At 55.8% G+C, this 17,110-nt stretch carries 15 protein-coding genes; 5 read left to right on the top strand and 10 right to left on the bottom strand.

The genetic code is table 11. The annotated features are described in order from the left end of the window. Positions 1 to 23: 23 nt before the first annotated feature. The 4 genes from IEX74_RS11520 to IEX74_RS11505 form a co-directional block, all read right to left on the bottom strand. Positions 24 to 419, bottom strand: a complete 396-nt coding sequence (locus IEX74_RS11520; protein ID WP_188814153.1) for a response regulator — start codon at positions 417 to 419, stop codon at positions 24 to 26. Next, the gene (locus IEX74_RS11515) at positions 388 to 1,890 is read right to left on the bottom strand and encodes a sensor histidine kinase (protein WP_188814152.1); all 1,503 of its coding nucleotides are present in this window, start codon (positions 1,888 to 1,890) and stop codon (positions 388 to 390) included. The genes IEX74_RS11520 and IEX74_RS11515 overlap by 32 nt, the downstream gene beginning before the upstream one ends. A gap of 192 nt (positions 1,891 to 2,082) precedes the next feature. Next, on the bottom strand, positions 2,083 to 4,620 hold the full coding sequence (locus IEX74_RS11510) for a type IA DNA topoisomerase (protein ID WP_188814151.1): 2,538 nt from the start codon (positions 4,618 to 4,620) through the stop codon (positions 2,083 to 2,085). Positions 4,621 to 4,716: 96 nt separating this feature from the next. Beyond that, positions 4,717 to 5,031, bottom strand: a complete 315-nt coding sequence (locus IEX74_RS11505; protein WP_229755231.1) for a hypothetical protein — start codon at positions 5,029 to 5,031, stop codon at positions 4,717 to 4,719. A gap of 305 nt (positions 5,032 to 5,336) precedes the next feature. Between IEX74_RS11505 and IEX74_RS11500 the strand changes: the two genes are divergently transcribed. Beyond that, positions 5,337 to 6,167, top strand: a complete 831-nt coding sequence (locus IEX74_RS11500) for a DUF1206 domain-containing protein (RefSeq protein ID WP_188814149.1) — start codon at positions 5,337 to 5,339, stop codon at positions 6,165 to 6,167. A gap of 252 nt (positions 6,168 to 6,419) precedes the next feature. Next, positions 6,420 to 7,538 carry an NAD(P)-dependent alcohol dehydrogenase gene (locus IEX74_RS11495; protein WP_188814148.1) on the top strand — a complete coding sequence of 373 codons (1,119 nt, stop codon included), beginning with the start codon at positions 6,420 to 6,422 and terminating at the stop codon, positions 7,536 to 7,538. A gap of 102 nt (positions 7,539 to 7,640) precedes the next feature. Here the strand turns inward: IEX74_RS11495 and IEX74_RS11490 are convergent, their stop codons facing one another. From IEX74_RS11490 to IEX74_RS11465, 6 genes are all read right to left on the bottom strand, one after another. Continuing rightward, positions 7,641 to 7,943 carry a hypothetical protein gene (locus tag IEX74_RS11490; RefSeq protein WP_188814147.1) on the bottom strand — a complete coding sequence of 101 codons (303 nt, stop codon included), beginning with the start codon at positions 7,941 to 7,943 and terminating at the stop codon, positions 7,641 to 7,643. Between the two features lie 161 nt (positions 7,944 to 8,104). Beyond that, entirely contained in the window at positions 8,105 to 9,049 is a 945-nt protein-coding gene (locus IEX74_RS11485) for an NAD(P)-dependent alcohol dehydrogenase (protein WP_188814146.1), read from the bottom strand. 157 nt (positions 9,050 to 9,206) lie between these two features. Next, positions 9,207 to 9,923 carry a carbonic anhydrase gene (locus IEX74_RS11480; protein WP_188814145.1) on the bottom strand — a complete coding sequence of 239 codons (717 nt, stop codon included), beginning with the start codon at positions 9,921 to 9,923 and terminating at the stop codon, positions 9,207 to 9,209. Positions 9,924 to 10,549: 626 nt separating this feature from the next. Next, a complete protein-coding gene (locus IEX74_RS11475; RefSeq protein ID WP_188814144.1) occupies positions 10,550 to 11,947 on the bottom strand; it encodes a sensor histidine kinase in 1,398 nt (465 codons plus the stop codon). 154 nt (positions 11,948 to 12,101) lie between these two features. Beyond that, a complete protein-coding gene (locus IEX74_RS11470) occupies positions 12,102 to 12,779 on the bottom strand; it encodes a response regulator (protein WP_188814143.1) in 678 nt (225 codons plus the stop codon). Positions 12,780 to 12,965: 186 nt separating this feature from the next. Continuing rightward, positions 12,966 to 13,196: a hypothetical protein gene (locus IEX74_RS11465; RefSeq protein ID WP_188814142.1), complete on the bottom strand. Its 231-nt coding sequence runs from the start codon at positions 13,194 to 13,196 to the stop codon at positions 12,966 to 12,968. A gap of 242 nt (positions 13,197 to 13,438) precedes the next feature. Here IEX74_RS11465 and IEX74_RS11460 point away from each other — a divergent pair, with 242 nt between their 5' ends. The 3 genes from IEX74_RS11460 to IEX74_RS11450 form a co-directional block, all read left to right on the top strand. Then, positions 13,439 to 13,840 (top strand): hypothetical protein, encoded by a 402-nt coding sequence (locus tag IEX74_RS11460; protein WP_188814141.1) that lies wholly within the window; start codon positions 13,439 to 13,441, stop codon positions 13,838 to 13,840. Positions 13,841 to 14,566: 726 nt separating this feature from the next. Continuing rightward, entirely contained in the window at positions 14,567 to 15,217 is a 651-nt protein-coding gene (locus tag IEX74_RS11455; RefSeq protein ID WP_188814140.1) for an exopolysaccharide biosynthesis polyprenyl glycosylphosphotransferase, read from the top strand. Between the two features lie 123 nt (positions 15,218 to 15,340). Next, a partial coding sequence (locus IEX74_RS11450) for a PKD domain-containing protein (protein ID WP_262892035.1) occupies positions 15,341 to 17,110 on the top strand: 1,770 nt, incomplete at its 3' end.

Below are 17,110 nucleotides of genomic sequence, written 5' to 3'. Positions count from 1 at the left end.
TTGAACGTGGACGGACAACCTACCTAGGTTGCCAGCCCGGCAATCTGGTTGAGCATGTCGCCGTCCAGCGGCTTGGTGAAATAGCCTTTCACTTCCGCATAGCGCTTCGACTTCTCAATATCGTCGGGGTCGATGGAAGACGTCAGCACGCACACGCACACGGTTTTTTGCAAGGACAAGGAGGAAAAAGCCTCCAGAAACTCCCACCCATCCATCACCGGCATGTTCAGATCCAGCAGAATCAGATCCGGAATTGCGGCGGGCTGCTGCGCCACCACCTGAAGCGCATTGAACGCTTCCTGCCCATTCATGTATTTCTTCACCTCCCCAAAAGCATCGTTCTGACTGACGATCAGCTCCGTTATAGTGGATGTAATCAGGTCGTCTTCAACTATATAAATCAGATTGAATGCTCTCATTAAAATAGACTTTAAAAGTTGAACCCACTCCCACTTCGCTTTCTATCTCAATCTTACCATTCATCGCTTCGATCTGATTCTTGGTAATGAAGAGTCCAACGCCTCGGGCGTCTTCATTGTTATGAAATGTTTTGTACATCCCGAATACCTTACTGCGGTTGCGCGTCAGGTCGATACCTAGGCCATTGTCTGTGATGGTGAGCACCGTGTACTCGCCTTGCTCATACGAGCCGATGGCGATGGTGGGCGCCGCATCCGGCGAGCGATATTTGACGGCATTACTGAGCAGGTTCAGCAGAATACTATCCAAGTACGCGGGCACCACATTCACCGTCACTTCGGCCGCAATGTCGTTCGTCACGGTCACCTGGCTTTCGTGCAGCAGGATATTCAGCGCCTGCAAGGTTTTGTCGACTTCCAGCCTCAGCAGGCGCGGCTCGCGCGGCTGGTTGAAGGTGCTGTTGGCCGTCACTATCTCGTTGAGGTTCACAATGGTTTCGGCCAGCTTGTCGGTGCTGGTTTTCAGCATCTGCAAAAACATGGCGGCCTGCTCCTCGCTCTTAGCATTCTGCATCAGCTTCACCAACGACGTGAGGTTGGCCGAGTGCGAGCGGATGTTGTGCGAGATGATGTAGGCAAAGTTCTGCAAGCGCGTATTCTGCTGCTTGGTGAGTTCCAGCAGCCGCTTCGAACGTTCGAGATTATCGAGCAGCAGCGTTACGTCGTAGCCCACGCACAGGATTTCGCCCACCTGCCCTTCGCCGTTGAGCACGCCCTTAAATTCCCAGTGATTGGACCTGATTGTGCCGTCTTTGTAAGGCTTGCGCAGGATAACCTGCTGCGGCACCTCCGGCCGCGCAAAGCACTGTCCCACCACGGTCAGGCATTTGGCCCAGTCCTCTTCAACAATACTCTCTAACGAGTTGGTACCGATGATCTTACTATCGTAGCCAAAACGCTCGTAGAAGAAATCGTTGACGTAGGTGTAGTTGCCCCGCGCATCGGTCTTGATGATGTAGACGGACTGGTTGCTCAGGATCGAGCCGTAGTGGCTGGCCAGCTCCTGGGTGTACACTTCTTCGTTGCGCTGCCTGGTGATGTCGAGCAGCACACCTAGCATGCGGTAGGGCTGCCCGGCCATGTCGCGGAGCACCAGCCCGGAGCAATGCAGCCAGACGTTGGTGCCGTTCTGGTGGGTACACCGCACCAACTGCGTGTAGCTGTACGACTGATTGGCGATGCATGCCTCCGTATGCGCTTCAATAGCGGCCAGATCTTCCTGGCTCAAAACGGTGTGCCAGGCTTCGGTTTCGTGGCCTACTATTTTCCAGAATTTAGAACTTGCCCACTTGTTGCGCGTAGTAGCCAAGTCCCAATACCAGAGCCCGCCTAAAGAAGATTCTTGAATAAAGTCAAAAATCCCACTATCTGTTTTCTGTAGTTGATAAAGCTCTTCTCGTAGGTAACTCATTTTTGCGTAGTGATTGATTATGCTAGACTACACCGTTGTATAACCCTATTTGGTGCGTACCAACTACCGTTAGCACAAGCAAAAGTACAGCCCTTCTTAATAAACTTACCTACGTTTTTTACAAAAGCCCGGATCTGCTACAGCTAAGCTAGGCATTGTTATAATCCATTCCTATTACAGGACAATGCCGGCTTACTCCTTCTCAAACACGGGTTCAATATGGCCATCGGCGCCGATTTGCAAGGCCGCCGCGTAGCGCGCGCCCGTCCGTTGCGACAAGAAGCCGCGAATGACGCCGGTCTTGCCTTTGCGTAGCAATTGGCTCATCTGCACCTCGCTCAGCGTTTTGCCGCCCCACTCAAACGGCGCCCGAAACTGGCAGTCCTCGCGGAAGCGGGAGCAGCCCCAGGCCGCTTTGCCGCGCAGCATGGTACCTAGCTTGCACACGGGGCACGGAATCACGCCGGGGTCTTGCGGCGTGGTCGGCTTGCTTTCGGCGGCGCGCACCAGCTCCAATTTGTGTTGCGGCGTGAGACGCACGGCCGCGTCGAACTTGGCGCCGGCATCATCCACGAAGCTTTTAATAACCGGCGTCCGGCCTTTGGTGAGCAGCGCACTTACCTGCTTATCCGTCAGCTTCTTGCCTTCAAAGTCGGCCGGCAGCCGAAACTGGCAGTTCTCCCGAAAACGGGAGCAGCCAAACGCCGTTTTGCCCCGCAAAATGTGCCCCGCCCCGCAGCTTGGACATGGACCTAGGCTGCCCGGAATAGCGGGCGTAGCTGGCTTAGGCGCAGGCGCTTGTGAGCCACCTTTAGCAGCAGCCGTGGCTGCTACTTCCGGTGCCCCAACGGTGATAGAACGCCGCGAGCCGTCCTGCTTCACTTCCAGCACCATTTCGCGCACCAGCGTCTTCAACTCGCCCAGGAACTGGTCCGAATCCAGGTTGCCAGCTTCGATCTGGCGCAGCTTCCGCTCCCACTGCCCCGTCAGCTCCGCCGATTTCAGCGTGGGGTTGCGAATGAGGCCAATGAGCTCAACACCCGTTGGTGTGGGCACGATCTTCTTTTTATCGCGCCGAATGTAGCCGCGTTTGAACAGCGTTTCGATGATAGCGGCCCGCGTGCTAGGTCGCCCAATGCCGTTTTCCTTCATGGCCTGGCGCAGTTCATCATCGTCGATGTTGCGGCCGGCGGTTTCCATGCCGCGCAGCAGCATAGCTTCGCTGTACTCGCGCGGAGGCTGCGTCACTTTTTGGTCGAGGCGCGGCTTGTGCGGGCCACTCTCGCCTTTCTCGAAGGTAGGCAGCACGGTGTTCACCACGTCATCATCGCCTTCAGTGCCGGCTTTCGGCGTGGCGGGTGCTTGCTGCGCAGCCGGGTCGCCGTACACCACACGCCAGCCAGGATTCAGAATTTGTCGACCACGCACGCGGAACGGATAGCCGGCGGCTTCGGCCGTTACGGTCGTGTTCGACACTTCGCAGTCAGGGTAAAAAGCCGCCAGGAAGCGCCGCACGATAATGTCGTACACGCTTGATTCGTAGCCACCCAGGCCGTTGGCGCTGGCACCCGTCGGGATAATGGCGTGGTGGTCGGTGACTTTCTGGTTGTTAAATACCTTCGTCGATTTGCGGATTTTATCGGCCAACAGCGGCGCGGTGAGGCTGTGGTACGCACCCAGGCCTTTCAGAATACCAGGAATCTTGGGGTACTGGTCGTCGGGCAGATAGGTGGTGTCGACGCGCGGGTAGCTCACTACTTTCTTTTCGTAAAGGCTCTGCACCGTCTTGAGCGTGTCTTCGGCCGATAGACCTAGCTGGTTGTTGCACTGCACTTGCAGCGAGGTCAGGTCGAACAGCGCCGGCGGCGACTCGTAGCCTTTCTTGATTTCGACGCCGGTTACGGTGAGCGGCGCGGGCTGCACGGCAGCTAGGGCCGCTTTAGCTTCTTCCTCGCTCACGAAGTAGCCGCGGGCCTTCAACCTAGCTTTTTCATCGGGCTCATCGTCGTCGGCTTTGCTTTTCTTGGGCGGCGCGACGTGGCTGAACATGGTGCCGCGGTACTCGGTGCGCAACACCCAGTACGGCTCCGGCTTGAAGTTCTGAATTTCGTGGTAGCGGTCCACGAGCAATGCCAGGGTTGGGGTTTGCACCCGCCCGATGCTAAGCACCTGCTTTTGGCCGGCGGCGTACTTGAGCGTGAACAAGCGCGTGGCGTTCAAACCCAGGAGCCAGTCGCCCACGGCGCGGCTCTTGCCGGCCTGGTAGAGGCGGTCGAACTCGGCGCCGTCGCGCAGGTTCTGGAAGCCCTGGCGAATGGCTTCTTCCGTCAAAGACGAAATCCAGAGGCGCTTGAAGGGCTTGCGGTACTTGGCCTCGGTGAGCACCCAGCGCTGAATAACTTCTCCCTCCTGCCCCGCGTCGCCGCAGTTAATGACTTCTTCGGCGTTGGCCAGCAGGTTCTTGATAACGTTGAACTGGCGCACCACGCCGTCGTCGCGGCGCATGAGCTTGATGCCGAAGTTCTCGGGCACCATGGGCAGGTCGTGGATGCTCCAGCGCTTCCACTCGGGGCGGTAGTCTTCGGGTTCGCGCAGCTGGCAGAAGTGCCCGAAGGTCCAGGTGACTTGGTAGCCGTTGCCCTCAAAGTAGCCGTCCATCTTCCGGTTGGCACCGATGACGTGGGCAATTTCGCGGGCGACGCTAGGCTTTTCGGCAATGCAAACTTTCAAATCGCAGGGTGTTGCTGATTGAATGATTTTGCTGAGCTAGCTCAGCAAGGAATCAACAAAGATACGACGAGAAAAAGTCGTTTTCAGGCTGGGTTCTCAGCCTTGCAAAAGCAGCGGATTACTAGCCACATCAACCGTGTATTTACGATGCCACAGTTCAAGGTTGATTGCTGTTTCTTCTGTCTTATCATCCATGTAGATCCAACATTGACCTCTTTTTGACAGCAGTGTTAATGCCGTAATATCCTCAACAGATATTTCTGAGTGGCCATAACGCCGTGGGCCGGTATGTAGCGCCTGATAGAGGACATATTCAAGCCCTTGCATCCAGCCAGCGTAGTAGCAACGCTCCGAGATGTTACTCATAGTGTAAGCAAGTAAAAACTGTTCTTCCTCTAGGTTCACGAGCATTGTACAGAAGCTAGTTAACAGTGAGCCCATTTGCCTCACGAAAAAGAGAGACGATCATAAGAATTCCTCGCTCAGCCGGATTTATAATCCCCCGGCAGAACAACCTAGTAGCACAGAGCCACGTGAGTTGCTCAAGCAACTCGTGGATTGCAAATCCACAGCTCCCAACGACCGAATTGCAAATTCGGCCGAGCAATAGTCTGTGCTTTAGCAGCTAGGTAAACCTAACGATTTCGCCAGCGGCCGACGTTTACGGGATAACCTACCTAGGTTCCCCTTGCGTAAGAAACCGTCTTTCTACTGTAATGGAATCTATTACCACCTCTATTCCGACTATTCTACCTTCTCCTGCGGCGAGCCTTAAAGCCTGGGCGCGGGTTGGTTTTGCTTCTATTGGGTTTGTCTACTTGGTGCTGGGCGTGCTCGCCACGATGGCTGCCCTAGGTGTGCGGGGCAGCGACACGCCCAATCAGCAGGAAGTGTTCCAGACCATTCAGCACATGCCTTTGGGGCAGGTTTTGCTGTGGCTTGTGGCGGGCGGCCTGCTGGGGTACGTGGCGTGGCGCCTTGCCCAAGCCTTGCTCGATACGGAAAGACAAGGAGCCGCTGCCAAAGGCTTGGCCTTCCGGGGCTTCTATGTGTTTAGCGGACTGCTTTACGCCATGCTGGCTTTTTACGCGGCTAAAATAGCTTGGTATGGTCGCTTGCCTCGTGAGGATGATGCTAGTCGATCGGCCCTGCGGAGTGTGCTGCACCACGAATACGGGCAAGAATTGCTGGCGCTGGTCGGTTTGGTTGTGCTGAGTGCCGGCGCAATTCAGGTTTACCGGGCCTGGTCGGGCAAGTTCGATACCGATGTGCAGCACAGCCCTTTCTCCTACGCCCAGCGCCGGCTCGTGTACCGCATGGGGCAGGTAGGCTACAGTGCCCGCGGCGTGGTGCTGCTCATCATGGGATATTTCTGCTTCATGGCTGCTCAACACGCCAACGTCAACGAGATACGTGACACGGAAGGTTGCTTTCAGGCGCTGGAAGCCATGAGCCCGGATGTATTAGGAATAGTAGCTTTAGGGTTGGTTATTTATGGAGTCTACATGTTCATTCAGGCCCGGTTCCCCATTTTGCGGGGTCTCTGACCTAGGTTGCGGCGTACATAATCAAGGCAATTTTACAATCCTGATTAGTCGAGGTTTAAGCTGGATTCGTGTTTTCAGTCGTTGAAAAAGCGAAAGAGGCGGTTGAAGTTTCTAGGTATACAGAAGCTAGCTAGTGCGTGCTACAGGTCGATTAACTCCCAGCAAGGCCCAGCCGTAAGCTTCAATAGCGTGCTGATTTTCTGGCTTTTGGCCGGAAAGCACGCTGTTCACCCTCCAAAACCAACCTCTTCTATGGAAACCAACACCGCCGAAGCCACTGCCACCGTCGAAACCATCAAAACGCCCGCGTACGGCGCCACCAACTCCATCTTCAATGGCCTGAAGCGCATGGAAATTGAGCGCCGCCTGCCGCAGGGCGACGAAGTTCATATTGAAATCCTGTACTGCGGCGTGTGTCACTCCGACGTGCACCAGGTGAAAAACGACTGGAAAAACACAGTGTATCCGTGCGTGCCGGGCCACGAGATTGTGGGCCGCATCTCCCAGATTGGCAGCGCCGTAACCAAGTTCAAGGTGGGCGACATTGTGGGCGTAGGCTGCATGGTCGATTCCTGCGGCGAGTGCCAGCCGTGTAAGCACGGCGAGGAAAACTACTGCCAGGGTCCGGTGAGCTGGACGGCCACCTATAACGGCCCGATGAAGCCCGACGGCAGCGGCGCCAACACCTTCGGCGGCTACTCCACCAATATCACCGTGAAGGAGTCGTTTGTGCTGCGCATCCCGGATGGTCTCGACATCAGCAAGGCCGCGCCGATTCTGTGCGCGGGCGTTACCACCTACTCGCCCATGCGGCACTGGAAGGTGAAAGCCGGCGACCAGGTGGGCATCGTGGGGCTAGGTGGCCTAGGTCACATGGCCGTGAAGCTAGCTAAAGCCTTGGGCGCCAGCGTGACGGTCATCACCACTTCCAAGGACAAGAAGGCTGATGCCGAAGCCTTTGGCGCGCACGAGGTGCTGCTCTCAACCGATTCGGCGGCTATGAAGCAGCACGAAGCCACGTTCGACTTCATCCTGAACACCATTCCGGATATGTACGACATCAACGACTACGTGTCGCTGCTCAACCTGGACGGCACCATCGTGGCCGTGGGACTGCTAGGCGAGTACAAGAAGCCGCTCAACAACATGGACATGGCCACGTACCGCCGCTCGGTGGCGGGCTCTATCATCGGCGGCATCCGCGAAACGCAGGAAGTACTCGACTTCTGCGCCGAGCACAACATCCTGCCCGAAGTGCAGATGATCCGGATGCAGGACATCAACAAAGCCTTTGATGATCTGCTGGATAAGGAAGTGCGCTACCGCCACATCATCGACATGCAGTCGTTGAAGGAAGAGGAAGCGGCGTAGCAACGACCTAGATTTTTGCACAAAAAACGGCCTTGTAGCGGTTCCTTCCGGAACAACTACAAGGCCGTTTTTTTGTGTTGGACTTCGCTGAAGTCGGGAGGATTAGTCGCGGTATTTTGGCATCTCCTCTGGCTTCGAGAGCAAACCAGCCGAAATCTCTATTGCGCCCAGCGCCAGGAAGGCGTTGCGAGCGGCTTTATTCTTAGAAAAACCTAGCAGCCAAGGAGCACCAGCCGCTAGCACGCCGGCGGCAATGTCCAGGATGAGGTGCGTCTTGAACGGTATCTTCTTGAAGACACCCCATTCGGCCCGCGTGAATAGGCCAACGGTCAGGATGTTTCCGGCCAGCACGCGCGTCATCGTAACGGCGGTCTTTTCGTCTTCGAAGCCAGCCAGCTTGGGCATAGCAAGAACCATAGGTATGTAACTCAAATCGGCAACTCCGTGCGCTTTCCGCGAAATAGGCTGTTCCATGCTGTGAGAAAGTTGGATGATGAACACAGACAATACGTTAGGCCTTTTAGAAAAGGTACTGTCGAGGTGGCAACAACTTTATGACCTAGGTTCTACTCCACTACCAGCACGATCTTGCCAACAGCGTGACCTTCTTCGCTGTAGCGGTGGGCTTCGGCCGTGTCGGCCAAGGGGAACGATTTGTCAATCAGGGGTTTCACGTTGCCGGCTTCCAGCCATTCACCGATCAAAGCCAGGTCGGAGCCGCGGGCCTGCGCCCATACAGCTTTCATTTTCTTCTCTGTGAGCAGGGAGGCGGGCCCACTGATTACGTCCTTGGGGTTGGGCACCGTCGTCACGTAGCGGCCGCCCGCGCGTAGGCTGTCTTTGCTGGCCGAATAGGTACTCGTAGCCACAGCGTCAAAAATGACATCGTAGCGGTCTTTGTCGGCCGTGAAATCGTGCTCTTTGTAGTTGATAACGTGGTCGGCACCTAGGTCCTTGGCCAGCTCCACGTTCTTGGCGCCCACCACGGCCGTCACCTCTCCCGCGCCTAAGGCCTTAGCAATCTGCACAGCAAAGGAGCCGACGCCGCTCGAAGCCCCGTTGATCAGCACTTTCTCGCCGGGCTGCAACCCACCTTCGTCGCGCAGGCCTTGCAGCGCCGTGTAGGCCGCCAGCGGCGCCGCCGCGGCTTGCTGGTAGCTCAGGCTCGGTGGCATATGGGCGGCCACTTCTTCCGCCAGTACTGCGAGTTCGGCGTTGGCCCCACCCAGGCCGTCGCTCAGCATCCCGAACACCTTGTCGCCGGGCTTGAAGCGGGTTACGGCCGCGCCGATTTCTACCACGTCGCCGGCAATGTCGCGGCCGGGAATTTTGGGGAAGCTCAGGCCCGTGACGGGCAGCAGGTGGCCCTGCCGGATTTTCCAATCGACGGGATTAACGCTGCTGGCGCGCACGGCGACCAGCACTTGGTCGGGCTTCAGCTCAGGGTTCGGCTGGTCGCCGTACCGCAGCACGTCGGCTTCGCCGTAGCCTTCAAAATAAATTGCTTTCATCAGTTGATACAACCTAGGTACAACCGATGGTACGAACTCATGCGTTGCTCGTTGTATCGTGACGGGAAAGTTGGGCATAAAAAAACCACCGAAAACAACTGTCTCCGGTGGTTTTAACACGTCAGCCCTTTCCCCTCAGTCTAGGCTGAACGTGATGCTAGCTAGCTTGATGCATTGCAACAGCTTCTTCTGTTTCGGAAGCTGCCGATGCTGTTTGTTCTTGACCTTCTGGCGCTTCGGCAGTGTCCACGGCCGGGGCCTTCGTCTTGTAGATGTAGGCGTACTCCTCCAGCTCCGACTCCACTTTCAGATCGTGCAGCAATCCGTCGCGGATGTCGTACACCAGACCGTGCAGGCGCGGCGGGTTTGGGCCTTTACGCGCATTCTGGATGATGTTGGTTTTGGCCAGGTTGCGCACCTGCTCAATCACGTTCAGCTCCACGAGGCGGCGCAGGCGCGCGTCCTCATCGCTGATGCGCAGGTACTCGGCTTCGTGCAGCCGGATAACGTCGCGGATGTGCGTCAGCCAGTTGTCAATCAGGCCATATTGCTTGTCGGCCGCTGCTGCCGCTACGCCGCCGCAGCCGTAGTGCCCTACTACCATAATATCCTGTACGCCAAGCACTTCCACAGCATATTGCAGCACACTCAGCAGGTTCATATCGGAGTGAACAACCAGGTTGGCGATGTTGCGGTGCACGAACATTTCGCCGGGACCGGTGCCGGTAATCGTGCTGGCGGATACCCGCGAATCGGAGCAGCCGATAAACAAGTAGCGGGGTTTCTGCCCCTTAGCCAGGCGGTTGAAGTAGTCAGGGTCTGCAGCCAGCTTTTCTTTTACCCATTCGCGGTTGTTTTTAAAGATATCTTGCATTAGTGCAGAAGTTGGTTTTGAAGATGAGAACTGCTTGCGGCAATAAGCGCATTTTTAGCAGCACTTGCCGCGCCGGCAGCTAGAGTAGGGGTGTACGTGGGTGGGTTTTACTATTCAACAAGGGCAACCTGTTCAACGCCGCGCTACTCCAGGCAGATGATGTTGCAGGCGATGGTAGCGTGGCACCAGAGAAGCTTTATCATCGTCGCAGAGCTAACTTCAAACTGGTAGCCGCCTCCAGAAATGTCTTTTTTAGTATGAGATGATACAAGTCTAGGGGGCAATCGTTAATACCAAATTAAAAGAGAGTTAAAAGGAAATTAAAAACTATAACACATTGACTTACAATTACAAATAAACCAAAAAAGCAACTACTTCACATCTCCTTCAGGCAAGAAAACAGCTACTATCATCCTGAAAGCACAGCTCAAAAAGTCAGGTCTGTTGCTTATCCAAGCAGCTGACACCAATTGCTCCTGATTAATAGAACTTGTTCCATTAACCCTCATTCCGATCAGCGCAAGAAGCGCAAGAAGCGCAAGGAGGACCTTTCTTTCTTCTCTTGAAACAAGTCATAACCTAGCTTTTCAGCCTATTACGGCCCCAGAATGCTTGATAGCCTGAGGCTACATAGCGGGTAGCTCCAGCCGCACCTGCGTGCCCTTACCTAGCTCGCTTTCCACGGATATTATACCCCCGTGCAACTCCATGATCTTGGCCGTCAGGGGTAAACCGATGCCGTGCCCCGGCACATTGCGCACGGCTGCGGCCCGGAAGAACGGCACAAACACCTGCTGGCGGTCGGCTTCGCTCATGCCCACGCCCTGGTCGCGCACTTCCAGATTCACGATGCGCCCATCGGTGGTGAGTACCGCCATAATGGGCTGCCCGCAACCCGCCGAAAACTTGCAGGCATTTTCCAAGATGTTGAGCACTGCCGATAACAGCAGGGCCTCGTTGCCGCGCACCCCAAACGGCACCGCCGACGCGGCCGTAGGCAGCTCGCCAAAATCCAGGTCAATGCGGCAGGTCGGGTGGCGGCGCTGTAGCTCTTCGTGGGCCTGCAACAGCAGCTCGTCGAGGCGTACCAGGGAAAGCGGCACCTGCGAGGGGTCGTCCGACACTTTCGCAATCTGCAACAGCCCGTTGGTGAGGTCTTTCAGTAAGCGCGCGGCGTCAAGGGTGCTTTGCAGCACGCGCCGGTACTCGCCCGGCGTACGCTCCTGCAACAGCGCTACTTCCAGTTGTCCGATGACAGCCGTGATGGGCGTGCGCAACTCGTGGGAAGCATCGCGCACGAAGGTGCGCTGGCCGGCAAAAGCTATTTCGAGGCGGTCGAGCAGGCTGTTGAAGCGCTGCACCAAGTGCGACACCTCATCCTGCCCATCAGCTTGCGAAAGGCGGCGGTGCAGATCCGACGCCCGAATACTGTCGACTTCCTGCACAATGCGCTTCATGGGGCGCAGGGCCTGCCCGGCAAAAAACCACCCACCAATGCCCACAATAATAAACGTACCGAGCAAGCCAGCCGCCAGAATCTGACGCTCTAGGCGCAGCTGCTCGCGGGTGTCAACATCCATTGAAGAAGCCACCACCACAAAGTCGCCGCGCTCCGCGTCACGGTAGAGCATGCCCACGGTTTGCCGGTAATCAGGGTCTATCACTACCTCCCGGCCTTTTTCCCGCACCGCATTCAGCAGCTCAGCCGGTACTTGCAAGGCTTTATTCTGCCCCTCGCGAAACACAATCTTATTGGCCGCATTGTACACGTACACTTCTTCTTCGGGCAAGGTGCGGTAAAACTGCCGCAGATAGCGCCGGTAGGAAGCCCGGCTAGCCTCGTCGGCACGGTTGGTACCATCCAGGTATACGTGCGCTACAATACGGGCCCTGGCAAACAAGCTTTCCGTAAAGTATTGACGCCACGAGAAATAAGAAAAAAAGTAAATAACCAACGCAAACAGCACGAGCGTCACGGTTAGAATAGCCGCAAACTGCAAAGCCAGGCGCGTGCGAATGGTCATGAGTTAAAGTGTTGAATGCTGAGTGTTAAAGGTTGACTTGTAAAAGACGTTGTTTGGCGAACCTAGGTCCACGTTGGTGGTGGCGTTGGAGGTTGAATGTTGAATCGAAAAAGGCAGGTTATTGAGCAATCAACCTTTAATACTCAACACTCTCCTACTCCTCTTTCATAACATAGCCCATGCCGACGAGCGTATGGATGAGCTTGGGCGTGAAGTCCTTATCTACTTTTTTGCGCAGGAAGTTGATGTACACGTCGATAACGTTGGAACCCGTATCGAAGGAAGTTTCCCAGACTTGCTCCAGAATATCAACCCTGGAAATAACCCGGCCTTGGTTGCGCAGCAAATATTCGAGCAGCGCAAACTCACGAGCTGTAAGCTGAATGGGCTGTCCGGCGCGCTGCACCAGCTTACGGGAAGGGTCCAGCGTCAGGTCGGCTAAGCGCAGAACGGCAGTAGTAGCGGGCGTTTCCTGGCGGCGCCGGGCCAGCGCCCGAATGCGGGCCAGTAGTTCCTGAAAAGCAAATGGCTTGACCAGGTAATCGTCGGCGCCGGCGTCGAGGCCCCGGATCTTGTCGTCGGTCTCGCCCAGGGCCGTGAGCATCAGAATGGGCACCGCCGTATTCTGGGCCCGCACCTGCCGGCACACATCAAGCCCGCTGAGGCTAGGTAGCAGCGTATCCAAGATCAGCAGATCGTAGTTGCTGGCTAAGGCCATGCGCAACCCCACCAAGCCATCCGGCGCGAGGTCGACGGAGTAGTGCTGTTCAGTCAGGCCTTGGTGCAGAAAGGCAGCTACTTTGGGTTCATCTTCAACCAGCAGAATCTTCATTGGAGGGAGCAGTAGGCAGGCACACAATGCAACAGCTTACGGCGGTTGCGCGCCCAAGATACGCCACCACACCGAGCAGCGGCGCAGCTCAACCATACCGACCTAGCTTTTCGTGGTCGTCGACCAGAGCCTAGCCCTAAGCTTACTTTTGCACAATATCCTGATTATCAATAGCTCATCAATGAGCTAAACGATATAGCTTAGGCAGGACAAAACTTGCTGCTGCAATTCGCCGGGCGTAAGAAACTGATTGCTCACCACGACCGTTTGACAGATAACCAGGAGCGAGGCACGTTGCTTCACCGTGAGTTTGAGCGTGGCGTAGTGCTCCTGCACGAACTCAGACAGCCAGCGACCAGCCTGCACCTGATTTCCTTTGTATAATGCTGTGCGAAGATTAACCTCATTCTCTGACATTTGCGTAGAATCTAGCCGGCTGTTATCCAAATTTATTTAAATTAAGTACAACTGGCAAAGATTCTACCTTGTCTTTGATTGTTGCTTTTTTGCCGTACTCCGTCTGCTTGCTTACCTTCACCAGGGAAGCTTCTATCCTACCAGCACGCGCTTTCTTTCCTGCTCTTTATCTGCCCGCTTACTGCTGATAGCCTACAGCAGCTCTTTCCCTCAGTGAAGCGCTTCGCGCGCATTCGTTTAAGATGCAACCCTTCCGAAAATTAGTTGATACTCAAGCTCTTACCATCTCCTACGACAACCCGAATGAGTGGCTGTATATTGAATGGAAAGGCGACCATGACAAGACCACCGTTCGCACCGGCTTCGAGCTGATTTTGCGTTGCCTGCAAGCCTGGGAGTGCAAAAAGATCCTCAACGACAGCAGCCAGGTAACCAGCAGCTGGGAAGTAGCCGCGGAGGTGCTGAACCAGAATTTTTTTGATTGCCTGGTTCAACAAAGTGTGCGCTATGTGGCTTGGGTCTACTCGCCGCAGTGGTCGAACCGCCGTGCTATTGATGCCCGGCTGCAATTCGTAGCCCGTCCTATCGTCATCATGTTCGAGGAGCTGGCTACTGCTTACGCGTGGCTGAAACAAAGCTTATAGTGGCCCTGAGCACCCTAGGCAATGCCCCAGCGCGGGCAATCTAGAGCCCTCAGACCCAGAGCGTTGCCTCGGACAAAGCAGGTTCGTTTCTGCTTCCCTTCGGGCGGCACACTCCGCAGTTTGCTGCGAGCTACTCAGAACGGCGAATGGTATTTTTTCAAGCCAGCTTTTTACATCACCGGCCGCTGGCAGTTGTAAACTTTTCCAATGCCCTGGGTGGTCCGATGACCCACCGCTCTGCGCAGCCCCCTACCTCCGGCATACCTAGGTTAACCGAAAAAACTCTGCTTACAACTGCCCTGCGCAATCCGGTTGCCTCTTGCTTTTCGTAAGTATGCGACGCAGGTAACAATCCGTTTTCTGCTGGTATGTTTTTAGAAAAAGCCTCCGCCTGTGGCAGAGGCTTTTTTATGATCGTACACGGCCGCTGCTGGCTGTTCGGAGAGCGGGAAAACCGGCTATTTTTTGAACAAGACTGCCACCTCCCGTTGCTGTCTTTTGCCAGTATGCTACTCCTTAGCCAAGATGAGGCAGTACCTGGTCGTCGTCCAAAGCCTGACAACATCTTGCATCCTAGCTTACTTTCTATAAATACTTGGATAAGTGCGATAAACGCTTTTCTCTGGCCGCAGCAATAGCCTTATTGCAATAAATTTTTGCACAAATTTTTGCAGGTATAATAGTTTTACACTATGTTTATAAAAAATATGACGTAACTGTTAAGCTATGGACCAAGTTCTCTCTCTCCCTTCGGTCGCACTTCAGGCTAATTCTGCTGTACATCACCCCTCTTTTAGCAAGAGGGCGTTCGACCTCTTCTTCGCATCACTGGTGCTGATTTTTCTGCTGAGCTGGCTGATTCCGTTGATTGCGCTGCTCATCAAGCTGGACTCGAAAGGACCGGTGTTCTTCAAGCAGCTGCGCACGGGCAAAAACGGGCTGCCGTTCTACTGCCTCAAGTTCCGCAGCATGCGCACCAGTGCCGATGCCGACCACAAGCAAGCCAGCCGCGGCGACAGCCGCATCACGCGCCTGGGTGCCATTCTGCGCAAGACCAGCCTGGACGAGCTGCCGCAATTCATCAACGTGCTACGCGGCGAGATGTCGGTGGTGGGTCCGCGCCCGCACATGCTCAAGCACACCGAGGATTACGCCCGCGTCATCAGCAACTTCATGGTGCGCCACGCCGTGATGCCCGGCATCACGGGCTTGGCGCAGGTATCAGGCCACCGTGGTGAGACCAAGGAAATTGCCGCTATGGCCAAGCGCGTGAATGCCGACATCTTCTACATCAAAAACTGGTCGTTCTTCCTCGATCTGAAGATCATTTTTCTTACTGTTTACCAAGCTGCCAAAGGCAGCGAAAACGCTTTTTAGTACCCTGCTCTCTCCTGCTCTTTTATCTATCCCACCTAGGTATACTCGCTCTATCCCAAACATCTAAGAACAAACTTTTTTTTATCCAGAGTACAATTAACTGATTTTACCAACCACACCCTCATGCATCCTTTTTACAACTTCTACCACCGTAGAAGGCCCCTCATTCTGTACTTACTGCTCCCGCTGCTCTTTGCGGTTGCGTTTAGCTTTACCACAATAGCCCGCCCATTCGTGGCCCGGGCTATTGTTGCTGTAACCAAGACGTACCAGCCAAAAGCACCCCGCGCCCTTGCCGCTACGAGCAAGATGAGCCTGCCCACCGCGGCAGCCTCTGCAGCGTTTGCGGACCTGCGCACGCCAGAGAATCCGACCAACACGGTAGCAGGTCTGGACTACAAATACTACGAGGGTTACTGGAGTGCCTTGCCCGCCTTCAGCACGCTCACTCCTACCAAGAGCGGCACCATCACCGCTCCACTGCTCACCCCGGCTCAGCGCGACTATGGCTATGCCATGCAGTTCAGCGGCTACGTGACCGTGCCCACCGACGGGCAGTACACCTTCTACACCAACTCCGATGATGGCTCGCGCCTGTACATCGGCTCCACGTTGGTGGTCGACAATGACGGCTTGCACGGCGACCGGGAGCTAACTGGTACTATTGGTCTGAAAGCCGGTACGCATGCTATTACTGTGGCCTTCTTCCAGGATGGCGGTGGCCAGAATCTGGATGTGAGCTACGCCGGACCTAGCTTTGGCAAGACCATTATTCCGGCTTCGGCTTACTCGCGCGTTTCGACGGCGGGGCCCAATGCCGCTCCCGTAGCCAATGCCGGCGCGGCCCAGACGATTACGTTGCCCACCAGCTCGGTGACGCTCAGCGGCGCGGCTTCCACCGACGCCGACGGCACCATCAACTCCTATCTCTGGAGCCAGGTGAGCGGACCGAGCACCGCCAGCTTCAGCAGCAAAACCGTGGTGGCACCGAACGTAAGCGGCCTGGTAGCCGGCACCTATGTGTTTGGGCTAGTGGTTGCTGATAACCTAGGTACACTCAGCAACCCCGTGCAGGTAACCGTGACGGTGAATGCAGCCTCAGGTCTGCGCACACCGGAAAACCCGGCGAATGCCGTGGCCGGTCTGGACTACAAATACTACGAAGGCTACTGGGATTTACTGCCCGCCTTCAGCACGCTTACGCCAACTAAAACCGGTACCATCTCGACGCCCGCTCTCACGCCTGCTCTGCGCGACTATGGCTACGCTATGCAGTTCATTGGCTACGTGACGGTACCAACGGACGGCCAATATACCTTCTACTCGAACTCCGACGACGGCTCGCGTATTTATATGGGTTCGACCTTGCTGGTGGACAACGACGGTGCGCACGGCGACCGGGAGATTGCCAGCACCATCGGTCTGAAAGCCGGTACCCACGCCCTTACCGTGGCTTATCTGCAAGGCTACGGCGGCCAGAACCTGCAAGTGAGCTATGCCGGACCAAACATCGCCAAACAGCTTATTCCGGCTTCGGCTTACTCGCGCGTTTCGGCGGCGGGTGCCAATGCTGCTCCCGTAGCCAATGCCGGCGCGGCCCAGACGATTACGCTGCCCACCAGCGCATTGACGCTCAACGGCAGCGGCACCGACTCGGATGGCACCATCAGCTCCTACCTCTGGAGTCAGGTGAGCGGACCTAATACGGCTGGCTTCAGCAGCAAAACCGTAGCTACGCCTACCGTAACCGGCTTAGTAGCCGGCACCTACGTGTTCGGGCTGGTTGTGTCGGATAACCTAGGTGCCCAGAGTGCCATTTCGCAGGTAACCGTAACGGTGAATGCAAACAGTAACCTACGCACGCCGGAAAACCCGGCGAATGCGGTAGCAGGC

The organism is Hymenobacter cavernae (genome assembly GCF_014641455.1).
GTDB classification, from domain to species: domain Bacteria; phylum Bacteroidota; class Bacteroidia; order Cytophagales; family Hymenobacteraceae; genus Hymenobacter; species Hymenobacter cavernae.
This window is presented reverse-complemented; position numbering and strand designations above follow the sequence as displayed.